The 16,045-nt window shown below is 67.8% G+C and carries 12 protein-coding genes and 2 tRNA genes; 8 read left to right on the top strand and 6 right to left on the bottom strand.

Annotated elements, in window-relative coordinates:
- Nucleotides 1-259 precede the first annotated feature (259 nt).
- The 4 genes from QSJ18_RS16825 to QSJ18_RS16810 all read right to left on the bottom strand — a co-directional run bounded on the left by QSJ18_RS16825 (nt 260) and on the right by QSJ18_RS16810 (nt 3,385).
- A complete protein-coding gene (locus QSJ18_RS16825) occupies nt 260-964 on the bottom strand; it encodes an ATP-dependent Clp protease proteolytic subunit (protein WP_286327754.1) in 705 nt (234 codons plus the stop codon).
- A gap of 70 nt (nt 965-1,034) precedes the next feature.
- A complete protein-coding gene (locus tag QSJ18_RS16820; RefSeq protein WP_286327753.1) occupies nt 1,035-1,640 on the bottom strand; it encodes an ATP-dependent Clp protease proteolytic subunit in 606 nt (201 codons plus the stop codon).
- 239 nt (nt 1,641-1,879) lie between these two features.
- A complete protein-coding gene (tig, locus tag QSJ18_RS16815) occupies nt 1,880-3,235 on the bottom strand; it encodes a trigger factor (RefSeq protein WP_286327752.1) in 1,356 nt (451 codons plus the stop codon).
- 76 nt (nt 3,236-3,311) lie between these two features.
- A tRNA-Pro gene (locus QSJ18_RS16810) sits at nt 3,312-3,385 on the bottom strand.
- Nucleotides 3,386-3,605: 220 nt separating this feature from the next.
- Between QSJ18_RS16810 and QSJ18_RS16805 the strand changes: the two genes are divergently transcribed.
- From QSJ18_RS16805 to QSJ18_RS16790, 4 genes are all read left to right on the top strand, one after another.
- Nucleotides 3,606-3,679: transfer RNA gene (locus QSJ18_RS16805), tRNA-Gly, on the top strand.
- Between the two features lie 466 nt (nt 3,680-4,145).
- Nucleotides 4,146-4,334, top strand: coding sequence for a hypothetical protein (locus tag QSJ18_RS16800; RefSeq protein WP_286327751.1), 189 nt, complete (start codon nt 4,146-4,148; stop codon nt 4,332-4,334).
- Between the two features lie 222 nt (nt 4,335-4,556).
- On the top strand, nt 4,557-5,834 hold the full coding sequence (locus QSJ18_RS16795) for a lipase family protein (RefSeq protein WP_286327750.1): 1,278 nt from the start codon (nt 4,557-4,559) through the stop codon (nt 5,832-5,834).
- A gap of 287 nt (nt 5,835-6,121) precedes the next feature.
- Entirely contained in the window at nt 6,122-6,796 is a 675-nt protein-coding gene (locus QSJ18_RS16790; RefSeq protein WP_286327749.1) for a L,D-transpeptidase, read from the top strand.
- Nucleotides 6,797-7,064: 268 nt separating this feature from the next.
- Here the strand turns inward: QSJ18_RS16790 and QSJ18_RS16785 are convergent, their stop codons facing one another.
- Nucleotides 7,065-10,931, bottom strand: a complete 3,867-nt coding sequence (locus QSJ18_RS16785) for a Pls/PosA family non-ribosomal peptide synthetase (protein WP_286327748.1) — start codon at nt 10,929-10,931, stop codon at nt 7,065-7,067.
- A 253-nt stretch (nt 10,932-11,184) separates the two neighbouring features.
- Here QSJ18_RS16785 and QSJ18_RS16780 point away from each other — a divergent pair, with 253 nt between their 5' ends.
- The 3 genes from QSJ18_RS16780 to QSJ18_RS16770 are packed head-to-tail and all read left to right on the top strand — an operon-like array spanning nt 11,185 to nt 12,818.
- On the top strand, nt 11,185-12,159 hold the full coding sequence (locus QSJ18_RS16780; protein WP_286327747.1) for an alpha/beta hydrolase: 975 nt from the start codon (nt 11,185-11,187) through the stop codon (nt 12,157-12,159).
- The gene (locus tag QSJ18_RS16775; protein ID WP_286327746.1) at nt 12,104-12,523 is read left to right on the top strand and encodes a YidH family protein; all 420 of its coding nucleotides are present in this window, start codon (nt 12,104-12,106) and stop codon (nt 12,521-12,523) included. The genes QSJ18_RS16780 and QSJ18_RS16775 overlap by 56 nt, the downstream gene beginning before the upstream one ends.
- A 19-nt stretch (nt 12,524-12,542) precedes the next feature.
- Nucleotides 12,543-12,818: a hypothetical protein gene (locus QSJ18_RS16770; protein WP_286327745.1), complete on the top strand. Its 276-nt coding sequence runs from the start codon at nt 12,543-12,545 to the stop codon at nt 12,816-12,818.
- Between the two features lie 70 nt (nt 12,819-12,888).
- Here QSJ18_RS16770 and QSJ18_RS16765 read toward each other — a convergent pair whose 3' ends face one another.
- Nucleotides 12,889-14,817: an ABC transporter ATP-binding protein gene (locus tag QSJ18_RS16765; protein WP_286327744.1), complete on the bottom strand. Its 1,929-nt coding sequence runs from the start codon at nt 14,815-14,817 to the stop codon at nt 12,889-12,891.
- A gap of 183 nt (nt 14,818-15,000) precedes the next feature.
- Here QSJ18_RS16765 and fgd point away from each other — a divergent pair, with 183 nt between their 5' ends.
- Complete coding sequence (gene fgd, locus QSJ18_RS16760; RefSeq protein ID WP_286327743.1) at nt 15,001-16,017, top strand: glucose-6-phosphate dehydrogenase (coenzyme-F420); 1,017 nt, start codon at nt 15,001-15,003, stop codon at nt 16,015-16,017.
- Nucleotides 16,018-16,045: the final 28 nt, after the last annotated feature.

The following is a 16,045-nucleotide window of genomic DNA, read 5'->3' as shown; positions in this document are numbered from 1 at the left end:
TGCAGCGCCAGCTCAGGGCCGGTTCCGCCAGTTCGCCCAGTAACCCGACGGTACTCGCGTACCGCCTGAACTTCGACCGATAAGGCCAAATGTCGGAACTCGTCTCGGCGAGGTCCGACGGCTTCGGCCACCTACATGATTCACGTTGCGCCGGGTGGATGCCGCAGCTTTCAAGGATGACCGCTGCCCGGCGATTTCGTCGTCACCCGGGCATCGGCGTGTCGGTCGGCGACACCGACACCCAGGTGACGACGTGGGGTCAGGACCCCGACTTCTTCAGGGACTTCTTGCGGTACTCGAAGACCTCGTCGATGATTCCGTATTCCTTGGCCGCCTCGGCGGTCAGGATGTTGTCGCGGTCGGTGTCGCGGCGGATCTTGTCCGCTGGCTGACCGGTGTGCGCACCGAGGATCTCGTCGAGCCGGTTGCGGATGCGCTCGATCTCGGCGGCCTGGATCTCCAGATCCGAGACCTGCCCCTGATAGGCCCCACCGGTACGCGGCTGATGGATCAGGATGGTCGCGTTCGGCAGCGCCGCACGCTTACCCGGGGTTCCACCGGCCAGCAGGATCGCGGCAGCCGACGCGGCCTCACCGAGGCACACGGTCACGATGTCGCAGTGCACGTACTGCATGGTGTCGTAGATCGCCAGCATGTCCGGCACGCTGCCGCCCGGCGAGTTGATGTACATGGTGATATCCCGATCGGGGTCCTGCGACTCCAGCACCAGCAACTGGGCCATCACGTCGTTGGCGACGGTCTGGTCGATCGGCGTGCCGACGAAGACGATGCGCTCCTCGAACAGCTTGGCGTACGGGTCGTACTGCCGCTGACCGTTCGGGGTGTGCTCGATGAACTGCGGCAGGATGTAGCGAGCCTGGATGTTGCGCAGGGCCAGCGCCGACGCCGGGATGCCCGCGGCGACCTCGGGTGCCATTGATTCGGGGTGAAGGGATTGGGTCATCTGCTGCTCCAATGAGTGAAAAGTGGCCGGATGCGGTGTGATCGGGGCCGTCGGACCCGATCTCCGCCGATCAGGACTTGACGGTCGGGCGGGCGATCACGTGATCGACGAGGCCGTAGTCCTTGGCCTCTGCCGCGGTGAACCACTTGTCACGATCCGAGTCGGCCTCGATCTTCTCCAGCGTCTGCCCGGTGAACTCGGCGTTGAGCCGGTTCATCTCCTTCTTGGTCGCCGCGAACTGTTCGGCCTGGATCGCGATGTCGGCGGCGGTACCACCGATACCCGCCGACGGCTGATGCATCATGATCCGGGCGTGCGGCAGGGCGTGACGCTTACCGGGAGCACCGGCCGCGAGCAAGAACTGGCCCATCGACGCGGCCATACCCATCGCATAGGTGGCGACATCGCATTCGGCGAGCTGCATGGTGTCGAAGATGGCCATACCAGCGGTGACCGAGCCGCCCGGCGAGTTGATGTAGAGGTTGATGTCCTTGGTCGGGTCCTCGGCGGCGAGCAGCAGGATCTGCGCGCACAGTCGGTTCGCGATGTCGTCGTCGACCTGGGTGCCGAGGAAGATGATGCGCTCACGCAGCAGTCGCTCGAACACCGAATCGGTCAGGTTCAGCCCGGCGACACCCGAACTCATCGTGGGTGTGTGGATGGTCGGCTTACTCACGGTCCCTACCTTTGCGTCTTGTCGTTGATGCCCACGCGGCCCACCGGTATCGATATCCCGGCGGCGCGTATTCGACGGTCGTGATGCGTCTTCGACGTCTTCACCGACACTAGTCAATGCGAACCGTCCGACACGCGCCCGGACACCACTCTTCGCTGAGAGCAGAACAGCCGGCCCGGGTTGAGCCCGGACCGGCTGCGTGCGGATCGGGAAGCCCGATCCTGATGATCAAACGACGATCAGGCCTCGTCGGTGGCCTCGGCGTCGTCGGCGTCGTCGCCACCGAAGAACTCGGCGGTGTCGACGGTCGCACCGGCGGTGTCGGTCACCGTCACGTCGTCGACGATGCCCGCCAGCGCCTTGCCGCGACGCACATCGGCGTACACGGCGCCGACCTGGTTGGCCTGGGTCAGCTGCGAGATGAACTCCTGCGGCTGCATTCCGTAGCGCTGGGCCTGGAACAGGATCTGCTGGGTCAGCTCGTCCTGGCTGACCTCGGTCTCCTGCTGCTCGGCGATCGCATCCAGCAGAAGCTGGGTCTTGACCGAGGTCTCGGCCTCCTCGCGAGCCTTGGCGTCCCACTCCTCGCGGGTGGTGCCCTGCGCCTCGAGGAACTTGTTCAGCTGCTCGTCGTCGTGACCGAGAGCGTGGATGATCTGGTGCTGCTGGCCCTCGATCTCGGCGTCGACGACGCTCTCGGGCAGCGGGATCTCGACCTGCTCCAGCAGCGCGGCGAGCACCTTGTCGCGAATAGCGTTGGCCTGCTCGATCTTCGCCGACTGGGCGACCCGCTCACGCAGGCTGTCCTTCAGCTCGGCGACGGTGTCGAACTCGCTGGCCATCTGCGCGAACTCGTCGTCGACCTCGGGCAGCTCGCGCTCCTTGACGGAGTTCACGGTAACGGTGACGTCAGCTTCGGTGCCGGCATGCTCACCGGCGACGAGTGTGCTGGTGAAGACCTTGCTCTCACCGGCGGCCAGGCCGACGATCGCCTCGTCCAGACCGTCGATCAGCTGACCCGATCCGACCTCATGCGACAGCCCCTCGGTGGAGGCCTCGTCGACAGCCTCGCCGTCGACGGTAGCCGCCAGATCGATGGACACGAAGTCACCGTCGGCAGCGGCGCGCTCGACGCCCTTGAGGGTGCCGAAACGGGCGCGCAGCCCTTCGAGCTGCTCGTCGACCGCGGAATCCTCGATCTCGATCGCATCGACCTCGACGGCCAGCGACGAGTAGTCGGGCAGCTCGATCTCGGGGCGGACGTCGACCTCGGCGGTGAAGGTGATGGACTCGCCGTACTTCAGCTCGGCAAGATCGATCTCGGGCTGGCCGATGGCCTTGGTCTCGGTCTCGGCGACGGCCTCGGAGTACTTGCCCGGGATCGCGTCGTTGACGACCTGCGCGAGGATCGAGTCACGACCGACCCGCGCCTCGATCAGCTTCGCCGGGGCCTTGCCCGGACGGAAACCGGGGATCCGGATCTGGGAAGCCAGAGTCTTGTACGTCCGGTCGAAGTCTGCCGACAGCTCTTCGAACGGAACCTCGACATTGAGCTTCACCCGGGTCGGGCTGATCTGCTCGACGGTGCTCTTCACGCCTGCTGCTCCTTATATCTGCGGTTCGGTGAAAGTCTGCGGCGTCCGTTGTGGCCGTACGACCGTCGCGGGCCAGTCGGGATGACAGGATTTGAACCTGCGACCCTCCGCTCCCAAAGCGGATGCGCTACCAAGCTGCGCCACATCCCGTGGTCCATGTCGCACACGCGAGATCCCGGACTACCGCGATCCCCCGACCATGCTCCAGGGCCAACAGCAGATAGTACGTGCTCCTACGCGAACCGAGAAAACCGGTGCCCCACCACACTCGCCGAGCGGGCGATTTTCGATCTGACGCGATGACCGGGTACAGTTCCAACCTGCATGCGGCGCCACCGATCGGGTCACCGATCGACCGACATCGCAGCACGCGGGTGTAGCTCAATGGTAGAGCCCTAGTCTTCCAAACTAGCTACGCGGGTTCGATTCCCGTCACCCGCTCCAGGTCGGCAGAGATGCGGACCCAACGACATACCGAGATGCGGACCGATCAGGTCCGGTCAGCAACGATCCCCGCCACCGCCAGGTCGCGGGGATCGTTCGCATCGTGGCGCCTGCCGCCGACTGAAAGTCGGGGACGAACGTTCTTCCCCGACGTTCGGCCTCGTCCCCTATGTACATCTCGGGAATGAACCCAAAAGTCGGGGAAGAACGGCGCACGCGAACCCCTCGCCGGCGAACACCCGGCCGGCTTGTTCGTCCCCGAGTTTCGCGTTCGTCGTCGGGGTGCAACTGGGGGACGAACTCAAACGTCGGGGAAGAACAGTCGTCCCCTATTTTCGGCCGACGACCACAGGCGCCAGCCGATGTCGGGCACAGCGATAGGCCGAGCGCAGCGAGAGCACCCCCGGGAGTCCGCCGCGTACTACACCCACTGTGATGCACACCACATCCAGCGTAGGCTGAGCCCATGTCATCGAGCCACACGAAAACCCAACGCAAATGCCCGCGCTGCGGCGTCAATCTGCACCTCCGGCGCGATGTCGTCGCCACCTCCGACGACGGTGCCGAGCGGATCGACGTGATGCTCGTCTGTCCGGACGAAGGCTGCACGCAGCCCGCCCAGCACCTTCGCACCGAACATCACCAGCCTGCCTGAGCGCACACCCGATCCCCGCCCACCTGCACAGATGGGCGGCTTATCCCCCCTGTCGACCGGGCCGCCCAATACGGCAGTCATAGGCCGCCGCCGACGTAGATGTGCCCGTTGCCGATGACACCGGGTCACGATATTCGGAAAACCCTTGACAGCCCAGGTAGGCACCGGCGTTAATACCTCAGGTCGGGGGTCTTGCATCCGCAAAGTTCCTGGGGGGATTTCATGCTGGGCCTTTCGTCATTCCTGCCTGCCCAACGCGGCCATAGCCACGCCGTACGGCAGCCATTCCGGCGCACCGTCACGGCCGGCGTGACCGTCGCTATCGCGCTCGGCGCCTTGGTCGCCAACGCCGATCACGCCAGCGCCGAGAACGTCGCGCTGCCGACGCCGTTGCCCGACAACTTCTACAGCCAACCGGCCGACATCGCGAAGTACACCAACGGCCAGATCATCCGCGCGCGCACCCGCCCGAATCCACCGGCGTTCTTCGACATCCGGACAGTGCAACTCAAGTTCCGATCGACCGACAGCCAGGGCAAGCCGATCGCGGCCGTGACCACCGTGCTGATCCCGAATCACAAGCGTCCGAACGGCCCACTGCTCTCCTTCGAACACATCGTCAATGCCGTCGGTTTGCAGTGCGCGCCGTCGCAGGCCCTGTGGACACAGGACCCCAACCTCACCATCAGGGAGGCGCCCGCGCTGAATACGGTCCTGCAACAGGGCTGGACGATCGCCATCCCGGACCACCTCGGCCCGCGCAGCGCCTACGGCGCCGCCCGACTCGGAGGCCAGATCACCCTCGACGGAATCCGGGCCGCGCGGAACTTCGCGCCTGCCGACGTTCGCGCGAGCAGGGTCGCCCTGGCCGGATACTCCGGCGGCGGGATGGCCGCGGCATGGGCCGCCGCACTCGCGCCGCGGTACGCACCCGAACTCCACCTGGTCGGCGCGGCCTATGGCGGCGCCCCGATGAACCTCATCAAGATGGCCGAAGGCCTCGGCTACAACAACCCACACCCGGCCTTCGGGCTGGCCTTCGCCGCCGCGATCGGCCTGTCGCGCGAGTACCCCGACCAAATCCCGATGCGCAAGTTCCTGTCCCCGCTGGGCAGTTCGATGTACATGCAGATGCGCAACGCATGCACCAACGACATCCTCCGCCTGGGCGCAGGCCACAGCGCCAAGCAGGTGGCGATCGGCGGCCGACAGGTCTTCGAGAACCGCACCGCGCGCCGCGTGGTCGAGGACAACAGCCTGGCGCTGTATCCCGGTGTACCCAAGGCCCCGATCTTCGAATGGCACAGCCCCACCGACGTTCTGATCCCGGTGTCGTCGATCGTCCACACCCTCGGTCGCTATTGCCGGGCGGGCACGCGGGTTCAGGTACTCCTGACCCCCTCACCCGACCACCTCAGCGCAGCCGTGATCGGATTGCTCCCCGCATTGCGATATCTGACCGACCGCTTCAACGGCATCCCCGCGCCGAACGAGTGCTGAGTCGCACCCGCCCGGTACAGCAAATACCCATTTCGGACATGGTGTGACGAGCGGTCGAAACAGTGACTCGCCAGTAACCCAACCTCGACAGAAAGTGTGACGACTGTCACACTGACGTCAGGCGGGGCGTGCAACCTCCGCTTTTAACAACAGCTACGCACGATTCGCGATAGTCGATGGTCGATCGACCCATTGGTCTTTGGCCCGAATACAACAGTTGTGTAACGATGGTTCGGCGCTTCCAGTGGACGCGCCCGGAACGTCAACCAACCAAAGGTACGAAACCAGTGCTCACCACGAAGCCTTCTCGCCGGAGCTTTGCTCGCCGACTGACGGCGGTGCTCATCGGTGTCATCGCGATGGCACTCGCCCTGCCCGGTCTGGCCAACGCCGCACCCGTGACGGTCATCCCCGGCCTGCCGCCGGTGGAGATCCCCAACGTGCCGGGCCTCCCCACCCCGAAGCCCTCGCCGAAGCCGTCGACCCCGAAGTCGACGCCGAAGCCCACCCCCACCGACCCGGCGATGCCGAAGGCGAAGACCTCGACGGGCTGGATCGCGCTCGCCGACGACGCGACGCACAAGATCACCTGGTGGCACAACGGCGAGGTCGTCAAGACCATGCCGATCTCGATGGGTACGGACAAGCACCCGACCCCCAACGGCGTGTACCACACCAAGGAGAAGTACCGCGACATGTACATGGACTCGTCCACGTACGGCGTCCCGGTCGACTCCGCCGAGGGCTACCGCACCTACGTCGAGTACGCGACCCGCATGTCCTGGGACGGCATCTTCATCCACGCCGCTCCGTGGTCGGTCGCACAGCAGGGCCGCAGCAACGCGAGCCACGGCTGCATCAACGTCAGCACCGAGAACGGCGCATGGGTGTTCAACAACATCCCACGTGACACCCCGATCGTCGTCCGCGGCACCATCGGCGGCCACTACAACGGGAACTGACAACCGGGAACTGACAACCGGGAACTGACCTACACAGCAAGAAGGGCGGGGGGGGGGGGGGCCGGGGGGGCCCCCCCCCCCCCCCGGGGGGGGGGGGGGGGCCACCCCCGGGGGGACCCCCCCCCCCCCCCCCCCCCCCCCCCCCCCGCCGCCCCCCCCCCCCCCCGCCGCCCCGGCGGGCCCCCCCCCCCCCCCCCCCCCCCCGCGGGGCCCCCCCCCCCCCCCCCCGCCCCCCCCCCCACTCGAATCCAGTTCAGTGGCTGCCGGGTCAGTTCCAGGGTGCGATCGGGTTGCCCTGCCAACGGGTGTGTGCGGGAACGACATCGCCGCGCATCACCAGCGACGCCGGGCCGACGGTCGCGGACTCGCCGAGCCCGGCGGCAGGCAGGGCGACGCAGTGCGGACCCAGGGTGGCTCCGGCGCCGAGGACGACCTCGTCGATCGCCATCACCCGGTCGTGGAACAGATGGGTCTGGACCACACATCCGCGCTGCACGGTCGCGCCGTCGCCGAGACTGACCAGGTCGGCTTCGGGAAGCCAATAGGTCTCACACCACACCCCGCGCCCGATCCGCGCCCCCAGCAGGCGCAACCACAGGTTGAGGATCGGGGTTCCGGTGGCGGCGTTGGCGAACCACGGTGCGGCGACGGTTTCGACGAAGGCATCCGAGAGCTCGTTGCGCCAGACGAAGGAACTCCACAGCGGATGTTCGCCGACCTTGATACGGCCCACCACAAGCCATTTGGCGGCGGCTGCGACACAGCAGGCGATCGCCCCGGCGACCAGCAGCAGCACGCCGCTGATGAGTCCGGCGATCGCGTAACTCGACTTCGAGGCGATGTACTGCAGGCCGAGCAGCATGAAGATGCCGAGCCCGAAGGACACCATCACCGGGACTAGACGCAGCGTCTCGATGATCGCGCGTGCCACCTTCAGCCGGGGCGGCGGATCGAAGGTGCGGGAACTGTCGATGCGTGCCGCGGTGCGGCGCAACCGGACCGGCGGGCTACCCAGCCAGCTCGACCCCGACTTCGCGCGGTCCGGCGTCGCCGACAACACGGCGACGAGACCGTTCTTGGGCACCTTGCGGCCCGGGGCGGTGATTCCCGAATTGCCCAGGAAGGACCGCTTTCCGACTTTTGCCTCGTCGATGTGCAGCCAGCCGCCGCCCAGTTCGTAGGACGCCACCATGGTGTCGTCGGCGAGGAAGGCGCCGTCGCCGATGGTGGTGAACTTCGGCAACACCAGCGCGGTGGAGATCTCGGTGCCGGTACCGACTTTCGCGCCGAGCAGACGGAACCAGCCCGGGGTCAGCAGGCTCGCGTACAGCGGGAACAGATAGGTGCGTGCCGAGTCGAGTAGCCGTTCGGTCAGCCACACCTGCCAGCCGATGCGGGAGCGGACCGGATGATGCCCCTTGCGCAGTCCGATGGAGGCCGCGCGCACCAGGATCGCGGTGATCGCGGCGAAGGTGAACAGACTCGTCAGCGTCGCCGCGGGGAGCAGGATCAGCGCGCGGATACCGACGTCGCGTAGACGGTCGGCGTGCAGCGCCCACGAGCCGATGACGGCGAGTCCGGCGCCGAGCGAGATCAGCGGGATGGCCGCCAGCAGCAACGAGGACAGCCCGAAGACGGGCACCCAGGCACGACCGCGGGGTGGCCGGTGGTCGGGCCACGGGTGGGTGGCCTTGCCGACCTTGACCGCGGGCGAACCCGCCCAGTGCTGTCCGGCCTTCACCCGGCCGAGCACCGCCGAGGCGGGGGCGACCTCGGCGTCACGACCGATCACTGCACCGGGTAGCAGCGTGGAGCGGGCACCGACCGTCGCGCCGCGTTTGATGACGATGGCGCCGATGCGCAGGATGTCGCCGTCGATCCACCACCCGGCCAGATCGACCTCGGGTTCCACCGACACCCCGTCGCCGATGGTCAACAGTCCGGTGACGGGCGGGATGGTGTGCAGATCAACATCTTTGCCGATCTGGGCGCCGAGTGCGCGGGCCAGATACGGCATCCACGACGCCCCGGACAGATTTGCGGCGCCGCTGGCGTCGAGCAGCCGTTCGGCGACCCACAGCCGCACGTGGACGCCACCGCCGCGCGGATACTCACCGGGACCCACGCCGGTCAGCAGCAGGCGGGCACCGGCGGCCGCGATCAGCATGCGTCCCGGTGGGGTGATGAACAGCAGGAAGGCGATCACTACCACCCACCAGTCGACCTCGATCAGCCACGGCACCGACCGGTCCATGCGGTCGGTGATCTCGACGGCCAGGTTGTTGACGACGCCGAGCCAGGTCGCCCACTGCAGTCCGGTGAGGGTGGTCAGCGGTACCGACAGGGCGATCTGGGCGAGGCCGGCGCGCCGGGGCGTCGGCGCCACATGTCGTTCGACGGTGACGGTGGCCGGGGTGCGGGCCGCGAGCATCGCTGCCATGGAACCCAGGCGGGGGTGGTCGTACAGGTCTGCGACGGTGATGTCCGGGTGTCGCGATCGGATGGCCGTGACGAGTTGGGCCGCGGACAGCGAACCGCCGCCCTCGGCGAAGAAGTCGGCATCGGTGTCGGTGATCGGTACGCCGAGGACGTCGGTCCAGCACTGTGCCAGCCACGCCTCGTTGTCGTCGAAGTCGCGGTCGGTGTCGTCGTCGGCGGTTGCGGCCGGGAGCGGCCACGGCAGCGCGTTGCGGTCGACCTTGCCCGAGGTGCGGGTCGGTAGTTCGTCGACCAGCGCGAGTCGCGGCACCATGGCCGCGGGCAGCAGCTCGGCAAGTTTCGTACGGGCCCGGCCGATGTCGAAGTCGGCGTCGGGGGAGACGATATAGCCGATCAGCAGGCTGTTGCCTGCCGCCGACTTCCGGACCGCGGCGGCGGCGCCGCTGACCCCCGGAAGATGTTGCAGCGCATTGTCGATCTCGCCGAGTTCGATGCGTCGACCGCCGACCTTGACCTGGTCGTCGGCGCGGCCCATGAAGACCAGGCCTTCGGGGTCGAGGCGGACCAGGTCACCGCTGCGGTACGCGCGTTCCCAGCCCAGGCTGGTCATCGGTGCGTACTTCTCGGCGTCCTTGGCCGGGTCGAGGTAGCGGGCGAGGCCGACACCGCCGATGACCAGTTCGCCGACCTCGCCGTCGGCGACCGGGGTGTCGTCGGGTCCGACGACCGCGAGATCCCAACCGGCCAGCGGCAATCCGATGCGGACCGGGGGTGTGCCGGTCAGCGGGGCCGCACAGGCGACGACGGTCGCCTCGGTCGGTCCGTAGGTGTTCCACACCTCGCGACCGTCGACGGCGAGCCGTTCGGCCAGTTCGGGCGGGCAGGCCTCACCGCCGAAGATGAGCAGCCGGACGGCTTCGAGTGCCTCCGGCGGCCACAGCGAGGCCAGCGTCGGGACGGTGGACACGACGGTGATGTCGCGTTGCACCAGCCACGGGCCGAGGTCCATGCCGCTGCGCACCAGGGATCGGGGTGCGGGCACCAGGCATGCGCCGTGTCGCCAGGCCAGCCACATCTCCTCGCAGGAGGCGTCGAAGGCCACCGACAGCCCGGCGAGAACGCGATCACCCGGCCCGATCGGACTGTCCTGCAAGAACAACTGCGCTTCGGCGTCGACGAAGGCGGCCGCACTACGGTGGCTGACCGCAACACCTTTGGGGGTGCCGGTGGAACCGGAGGTGAAGATGATCCAGGCGTCGTCGTCGGGACCCGGGCCGGCCTCGCCCCGCGTGCCGGGCTCCGACGATCCGCCCCGCGGGTGGATCCCGTCGTCATCGATGATCGCGTCGACGGCTGCCTCGCCGAAGACCAGCGTTGCGCGTTCCTCCGGGTCGTCGGCGTCGACGGGGACATAGGCCGCACCGGCGTAGAGGGTGGCCAGGATCGCGATGTAGAGGTCGCAGGTACCCGATGGCATGCGAATACCGACCCGATCGCCACGCCCGACGCCGGCCGCGGTCAGCCGGTCGGCGTACCGCCGGACGACGGCCAGCAGTTCGGCATAGGTGAGCGCCCGGTCACCGTCGTCGACGGCGGGGGCATCGGGGTGCCTCGCGGCTGTCGCCGCGAGCACATCGCACAGGGAGCGCGGCGCACTGGCCTGCGCGGACAGCAAATACTGCGGGGGTATCTGCAACTCTCACCGCCATCGTCTCGACACGAATCCGAGAATATAGCGCCACCGGGCGACCAGAACCTCCTGACACGGGTGAACAGCAGGTGAAGCCGCTGGTGAGACGGCCCGCTCGCGGTGCGGCAGTGGCACAGGTCTCTCGTGGTGGGTCGTACCGCGATCGAACCATCCCGATGGCGGTGGGTGTCGGTCGGTCCCGGCCCAGGGCCGGCCGTGTACGTTCGCGCTGCGGACATATTCGTGGGAGGGAATGTTCATGCCGATCGTGAATCATCGCCGACCGAGTCGCCGGTCCTACGCACTGTGGGCTGCGAGCCGGGTCCTACTCAAGCCGGTGCTGACCCTGTGGCCGATGACGAAGACCGGTATGTCCGGGCTGTATCTGGTGGATCGGGCCGCGGCGGTCGGTCCCAAACCCCGCGGCGTGGTCCGTGAGTCGCTCACCCTCGGTGGCCGACGGGCCGAGCTGATCACCCCGTCGGGACCGTCCGGTCGGGATGCCGACACCGCGGTGCTCTATCTGCACGGCGGCGCCTTCGTGGTCTGCGGTCTCGGTACTCATCGTTCGGTGGCGGCCCGCTTCGCCCGTGCCGTCGCGTTGCCGGTGTTCTCCCTGGAGTACCGGCAGTTGCCGGCCGCCGGGGTGGGGACCTCGGTCGCCGACGCCGTCGCCGCCTATGTGGAACTGGTGACCGCACGCGGTTTCCGCCGGGTCGTCGTCGCCGGCGATTCGGCGGGCGGGTTCCTGGCCGCCAAGGTCGTCGAACAGGCGGCGGCGCTGGGGCTGCCCCGGCCCGCGGCCCTCGTCGGATTCTCCCCGCTGCTGGACATCGATCTCGCCGCACACCCGGATCGGTCGAGCCGCTCGGACGCTTACCTGCCGAAGTCGACGATGCGCCGCCTCGCACCCCACCTGGATTCGGGTCCGATCCCGCTCGTGGGTGCCCGCGCGATCCGCGACGTCGCGGCCACGGCCTTCCCGCCGACCGTGATGATCACCGCCGAGAACGAGATGCTCGAACCCGATGTGATCGAACTGGTGGAAAGCCTTGACGAGGACGGCGTGCGGGCCGAGGCACACAGCTACGCTTGGCAGGTGCACGCGTTCCCCATGCTGGTCGCGCATCATCCGGAGACGCTGCATGCGATCGAGGTGACGGCCACCTTCGTCGCCGATGCGATCCGAGAGGGCAAGACTGCTGACGACCGACCGGACCAGCGGGCAGGCTGATCGCCCCCGCACGAATGACACCCCCGAGCCGATACCCGGGGCGGTCGACGCACGTTTCACCCTCGCCGCCGAACGCACGATGCTGGCCTGGATCCGGACGTCGCTGGGCTTCCTGGCCGGTGGCGTCGCCATCGTCTACATCGCCCCGGACGTCACCAGCTCACTGATCGAGACGTCGCTGGGGCTGGTGATGGTGGCGCTCGGCTGCGCGGTCGCGATCACCGGGGCGGTGCGCTGGCGCCGGACGCTGGCCGCACTCGAACGCGGCGGACCCATCCCGGGGCCGTCGCAGGTGATGTACCTCGTCGCTGCGATAGTGGTGGTGGCGGTCGCGGTTGCGGTGGCGATCGTCGTGCAGGTGTGAACGAGAGGAAGTGTGGGCGATGACGTACCACCAATATCAGCGGAACGCCCAGGGCTACGCGAGCGGTATGACCATCGTCGGGGCCATCATCCTGATGGTCTGTGTCGGTGCGCTGACCTTCACCTGGTGGCAGGACGGCAAGTGGGTGTGGGTGGCGATCGGCCTGGCCATCATCGCCGTCAACATCGGCATGATCTACCTGCAGTTCCGCCGTCGGAAGCTGACACCGCTCCCGGAACCGGGTGCCAAGCGGCGCGGCTTGATCGATCCCCTCGACGACCTCGACGACGACTGACGCTCCGCTGCCCGCGGATCTTCCCGCTCGCGGGGTCGGCTGCCGCAGCGGCACGTACGGGCCGACGCGACTAGGCCGTGAGCTCATCCCCGTCGGTCGCATCCCCGACACCTGGCTCGTCGGCGAACTGCGTCCGGTAGAGCTCGGCGTATCGCCCGCCGCGGGCCAGCAGGGTCGGATGGTTCCCGCGTTCGACGACCCGGCCGCCTTCGAGGACGGCGATCTCGTCGGCCGCCCGGATCGTCGACAGCCGGTGCGCGATGACGATCGAGGTGCGACCGGCGAGAGCTTCGCCGAGGGCCTCCTGCACGGCCGCCTCCGACGTCGAGTCCAGGTGCGCGGTCGCCTCGTCGAGGATGACCACCGACGGTTTGGCCAGGAGCAGCCGGGCGATCGTCATGCGCTGGCGTTCACCGCCGGAGAGCCGATAGCCGCGTTCGCCGACCACGGTGTCCAGTCCCGCGGGTAGGCCTGCGACGAGTGCGTCGAGGCGGGCTCGTCGCAGTGCCTCCCAGAGTTCGTCCTCGCCTGCCTCGGGTCGGGCCAGGGTGAGGTTGGCGCGGATGGTGTCGTGGAAGAGATGTCCGTCCTGGGTGACCAGGCTGACCGTGCGGTGCAGTGAGTCCAGGCGCAGATCACGGACGTCGATCCCGTTGAGGAGGACGGCACCCGAATCGACGTCGTAGAGCCGGGTGACCAGGCTCGCGATCGTCGACTTACCCGCCCCCGATGAGCCGACCAGCGCCAGCATCCGTCCGGGTGCCACGTCGAGGTCGATGTGGTGCAGCACCGGGTCGCCGCCCCGGTTGTCCAGTTGTGCAACCTCTTCCAGCGAGGCGAGGGAGACCTTGTCGGCCGGTGGGTAGGCGAAGGAGACGTCGTGCAGGCGTACCGACACCGGGGCGATCGCGGTCATCTCGGTGCCGGGTACGGCGATCGCGTCGGGGGCCTGCGCGACCAGGGGTTCCAGGTCGAGCACCTCGAAGACGCGCTCGAAGCTGACCAGCGCGCTCATGACCTCGACGCGTGCGTTGGCCAGTGCGGTCAGGGGTGCGTACATGCGGGTCAGTAGCAGGGCGAGCGAGACGACGGCGCCGGCGGACAGATGCTGGTGGACGGCGAGCCAGCCGCCGAGTCCGTAGACGAGTGCGAGCGCCAAGGCGGACACCAGGGTCAGTGCGGTCATGAACATCGACTGCAGCATCGCGCGTCGCACCCCGATGTCGCGGACGCGATCGGCGCGGCCGGCGAACTCGGCGGATTCGAGGTCGGGGCGACCGAACAGTTTGACCAGGGTGGCGCCGGGTGCGGAGAACCGTTCGGTCATCTGGGTCGACATGCGGGCGTTGTGTTCGGCGGCCTCCCGGGACAGCGCGGCCATTCGACGGCCCATGCGGCGGGCCGGGACCACGAAGATGGGTAGCAGGATCAGGGCCAGCAGGGTGATCTGCCAGCTGATCGCGATCATCACGCCGAGGGTCAGGGCGAGGGTGACGACGTTGGCGACCACGCCGGACAGGGTGTCGCTGAAGGCCCGTTGTGCACCGATCACGTCGTTGTTGAGCCGGCTGACCAGTGCCCCGGTGCGGGTGCGGGTGAAGAAGGCGACCGGCATCTGCTGGACGTGGTCGAAGACGGCGCGTCGCAGGTCGAGGATCAGCCCCTCGCCGATATTCGCCGACAACCAGCGGATTCCGATCCCGACCACCGCTTCGATGACCGCGATGACCGCGATGAGGACGGCCAGCCCGACGATGAGGCCGCCGTCGTCGCCTGCGGTGATCAGGTTGACGACCCGCCCGGCGAGCAGTGGTGTGACGACGGTCAGCAGGGCGGTGAACACCGACAGCAGCAGGAAGATCGCGATCTGGCGCCGGTGTGGTCGGGCGAATGTCCCGATGCGCCGCAGGGTGGTGCGCCGGTCACCGCGCAGTCGACGGCTCGACGGCGCGTTCATCGACTTGTACATCGCGTCCCACGCGACCGATTCCATGCTCATGACGCCACGATAGAACTTCAAGTTAACTTGAGGTCCAGTCGTGGGCGGCTGGCGGTCTGTGGTCCCCATCACGGGCGGTCGATGCCCGCCTGGTTAAGTTGAATCCAGCGGTCCGACGGTGCACACGACGAGGTGTCCGACCACGGGCCACAGGCGAACACAGCACAGAAGTGAGGTGGCAGGGTGGCACAGCAACTCAAACTCGGTTTCAAGGCGTCGGCCGAACAGTTCGATCCGCGCGAGCTCGTGGAGATCGCGGTCGCCGCCGAGGCGGCCGGGCTGGATTCGGTCGCGGTCAGCGATCACTTCCAGCCGTGGCGACACAACGGCGGCCACGCACCCTTTTCGCTGGCGTGGATGGCGGCCGTCGGTGAACGCACCGAACGCGTGCAGATCGGCACCTCGGTGATGACCCCGACCTTCCGCTACAACCCCGCAGTCATCGCGCAGGCCTTCGCGTCGATGGCCTGCCTGTACCCCGGGCGCATCATGCTCGGCGTCGGGACGGGTGAGGCGCTCAACGAGTACGCCACCGGCTTCACCGGCGAATGGCCGGAGTTCAAGGAGCGATTCGCGCGGCTGCGTGAGGCGATCGCGCTGATGCGGGAACTGTGGACCGGCGAGCAGGTCGATTTCCAGGGCGAGTACTACCAGACCCAGGGCGCCTACATGTATGACATCCCCGAGCAGCCTGTGCCGGTCTACGTCGCCGCCGGTGGTCCGGTCGTCGCGCGCTATGCGGGCCGTGCGGGCGACGGCTTCATCTGCACCTCCGGCAAGGGTGCCGAGCTCTACCAGGAGAAGCTGATCCCGGCGGTCAAGGAGGGGGCGGACAAGGCGGGCCGTGACTTCGACGCGATCGACCGGATGATCGAGATCAAGATCTCCTATGATCCCGATCCTGAACTGGCGCTGGAGAATACGCGGTTCTGGGCGCCGCTGTCGCTGACGCCGGAGCAGAAGCACAGCGTCAACTCGTCCACCGAGATGGAACGACTGGCCGACGAACTGCCGATCGAGCAGGTGGCCAAACGCTGGATCGTGGCGTCCGACCCGGACGAGGCCGTCGAGCGGGTGAAGTTCTACACCGACGCCGGGCTCAATCACCTGGTCTTCCATGCCCCCGGTCACGATCAGCGCCGATTCCTGGACAACTTCGCGCGAGATCTCGCACCCCGGTTGCGCAAGCTGACCGTCTGAGCGGAATCGGTCGTGCGCACCCGCGAAT

This window comes from Gordonia heveisoli, from assembly GCF_030315745.1.
In the GTDB taxonomy this organism is placed as follows: Bacteria; Actinomycetota; Actinomycetes; order Mycobacteriales; family Mycobacteriaceae; genus Gordonia.
The sequence above is the reverse complement of the archived record's forward strand: the minus strand, read 5'-3'. Positions and strand labels throughout refer to the sequence as shown.

What these genes read in the sequence shown, in the direction of transcription:
- QSJ18_RS16795 (WP_286327750.1), top strand. Translation starts at nt 4,557, where the DNA reads ATGCTGGGCCTTTCGTCATTCCTGCCTGCCCAACGCGGCCATAGCCAC.
- QSJ18_RS16770 (WP_286327745.1), top strand. Translation starts at nt 12,543, where the DNA reads ATGACGTACCACCAATATCAGCGGAACGCCCAGGGCTACGCGAGCGGT.
- QSJ18_RS16780 (WP_286327747.1), top strand. Translation starts at nt 11,185, where the DNA reads ATGCCGATCGTGAATCATCGCCGACCGAGTCGCCGGTCCTACGCACTG.
- QSJ18_RS16765 (WP_286327744.1), bottom strand. Translation starts at nt 14,817, where the DNA reads ATGAGCATGGAATCGGTCGCGTGGGACGCGATGTACAAGTCGATGAAC.
- QSJ18_RS16775 (WP_286327746.1), top strand. Translation starts at nt 12,104, where the DNA reads ATGCGATCCGAGAGGGCAAGACTGCTGACGACCGACCGGACCAGCGGG.
- QSJ18_RS16800 (WP_286327751.1), top strand. Translation starts at nt 4,146, where the DNA reads ATGTCATCGAGCCACACGAAAACCCAACGCAAATGCCCGCGCTGCGGC.
- QSJ18_RS16825 (WP_286327754.1), bottom strand. Translation starts at nt 964, where the DNA reads ATGACCCAATCCCTTCACCCCGAATCAATGGCACCCGAGGTCGCCGCG.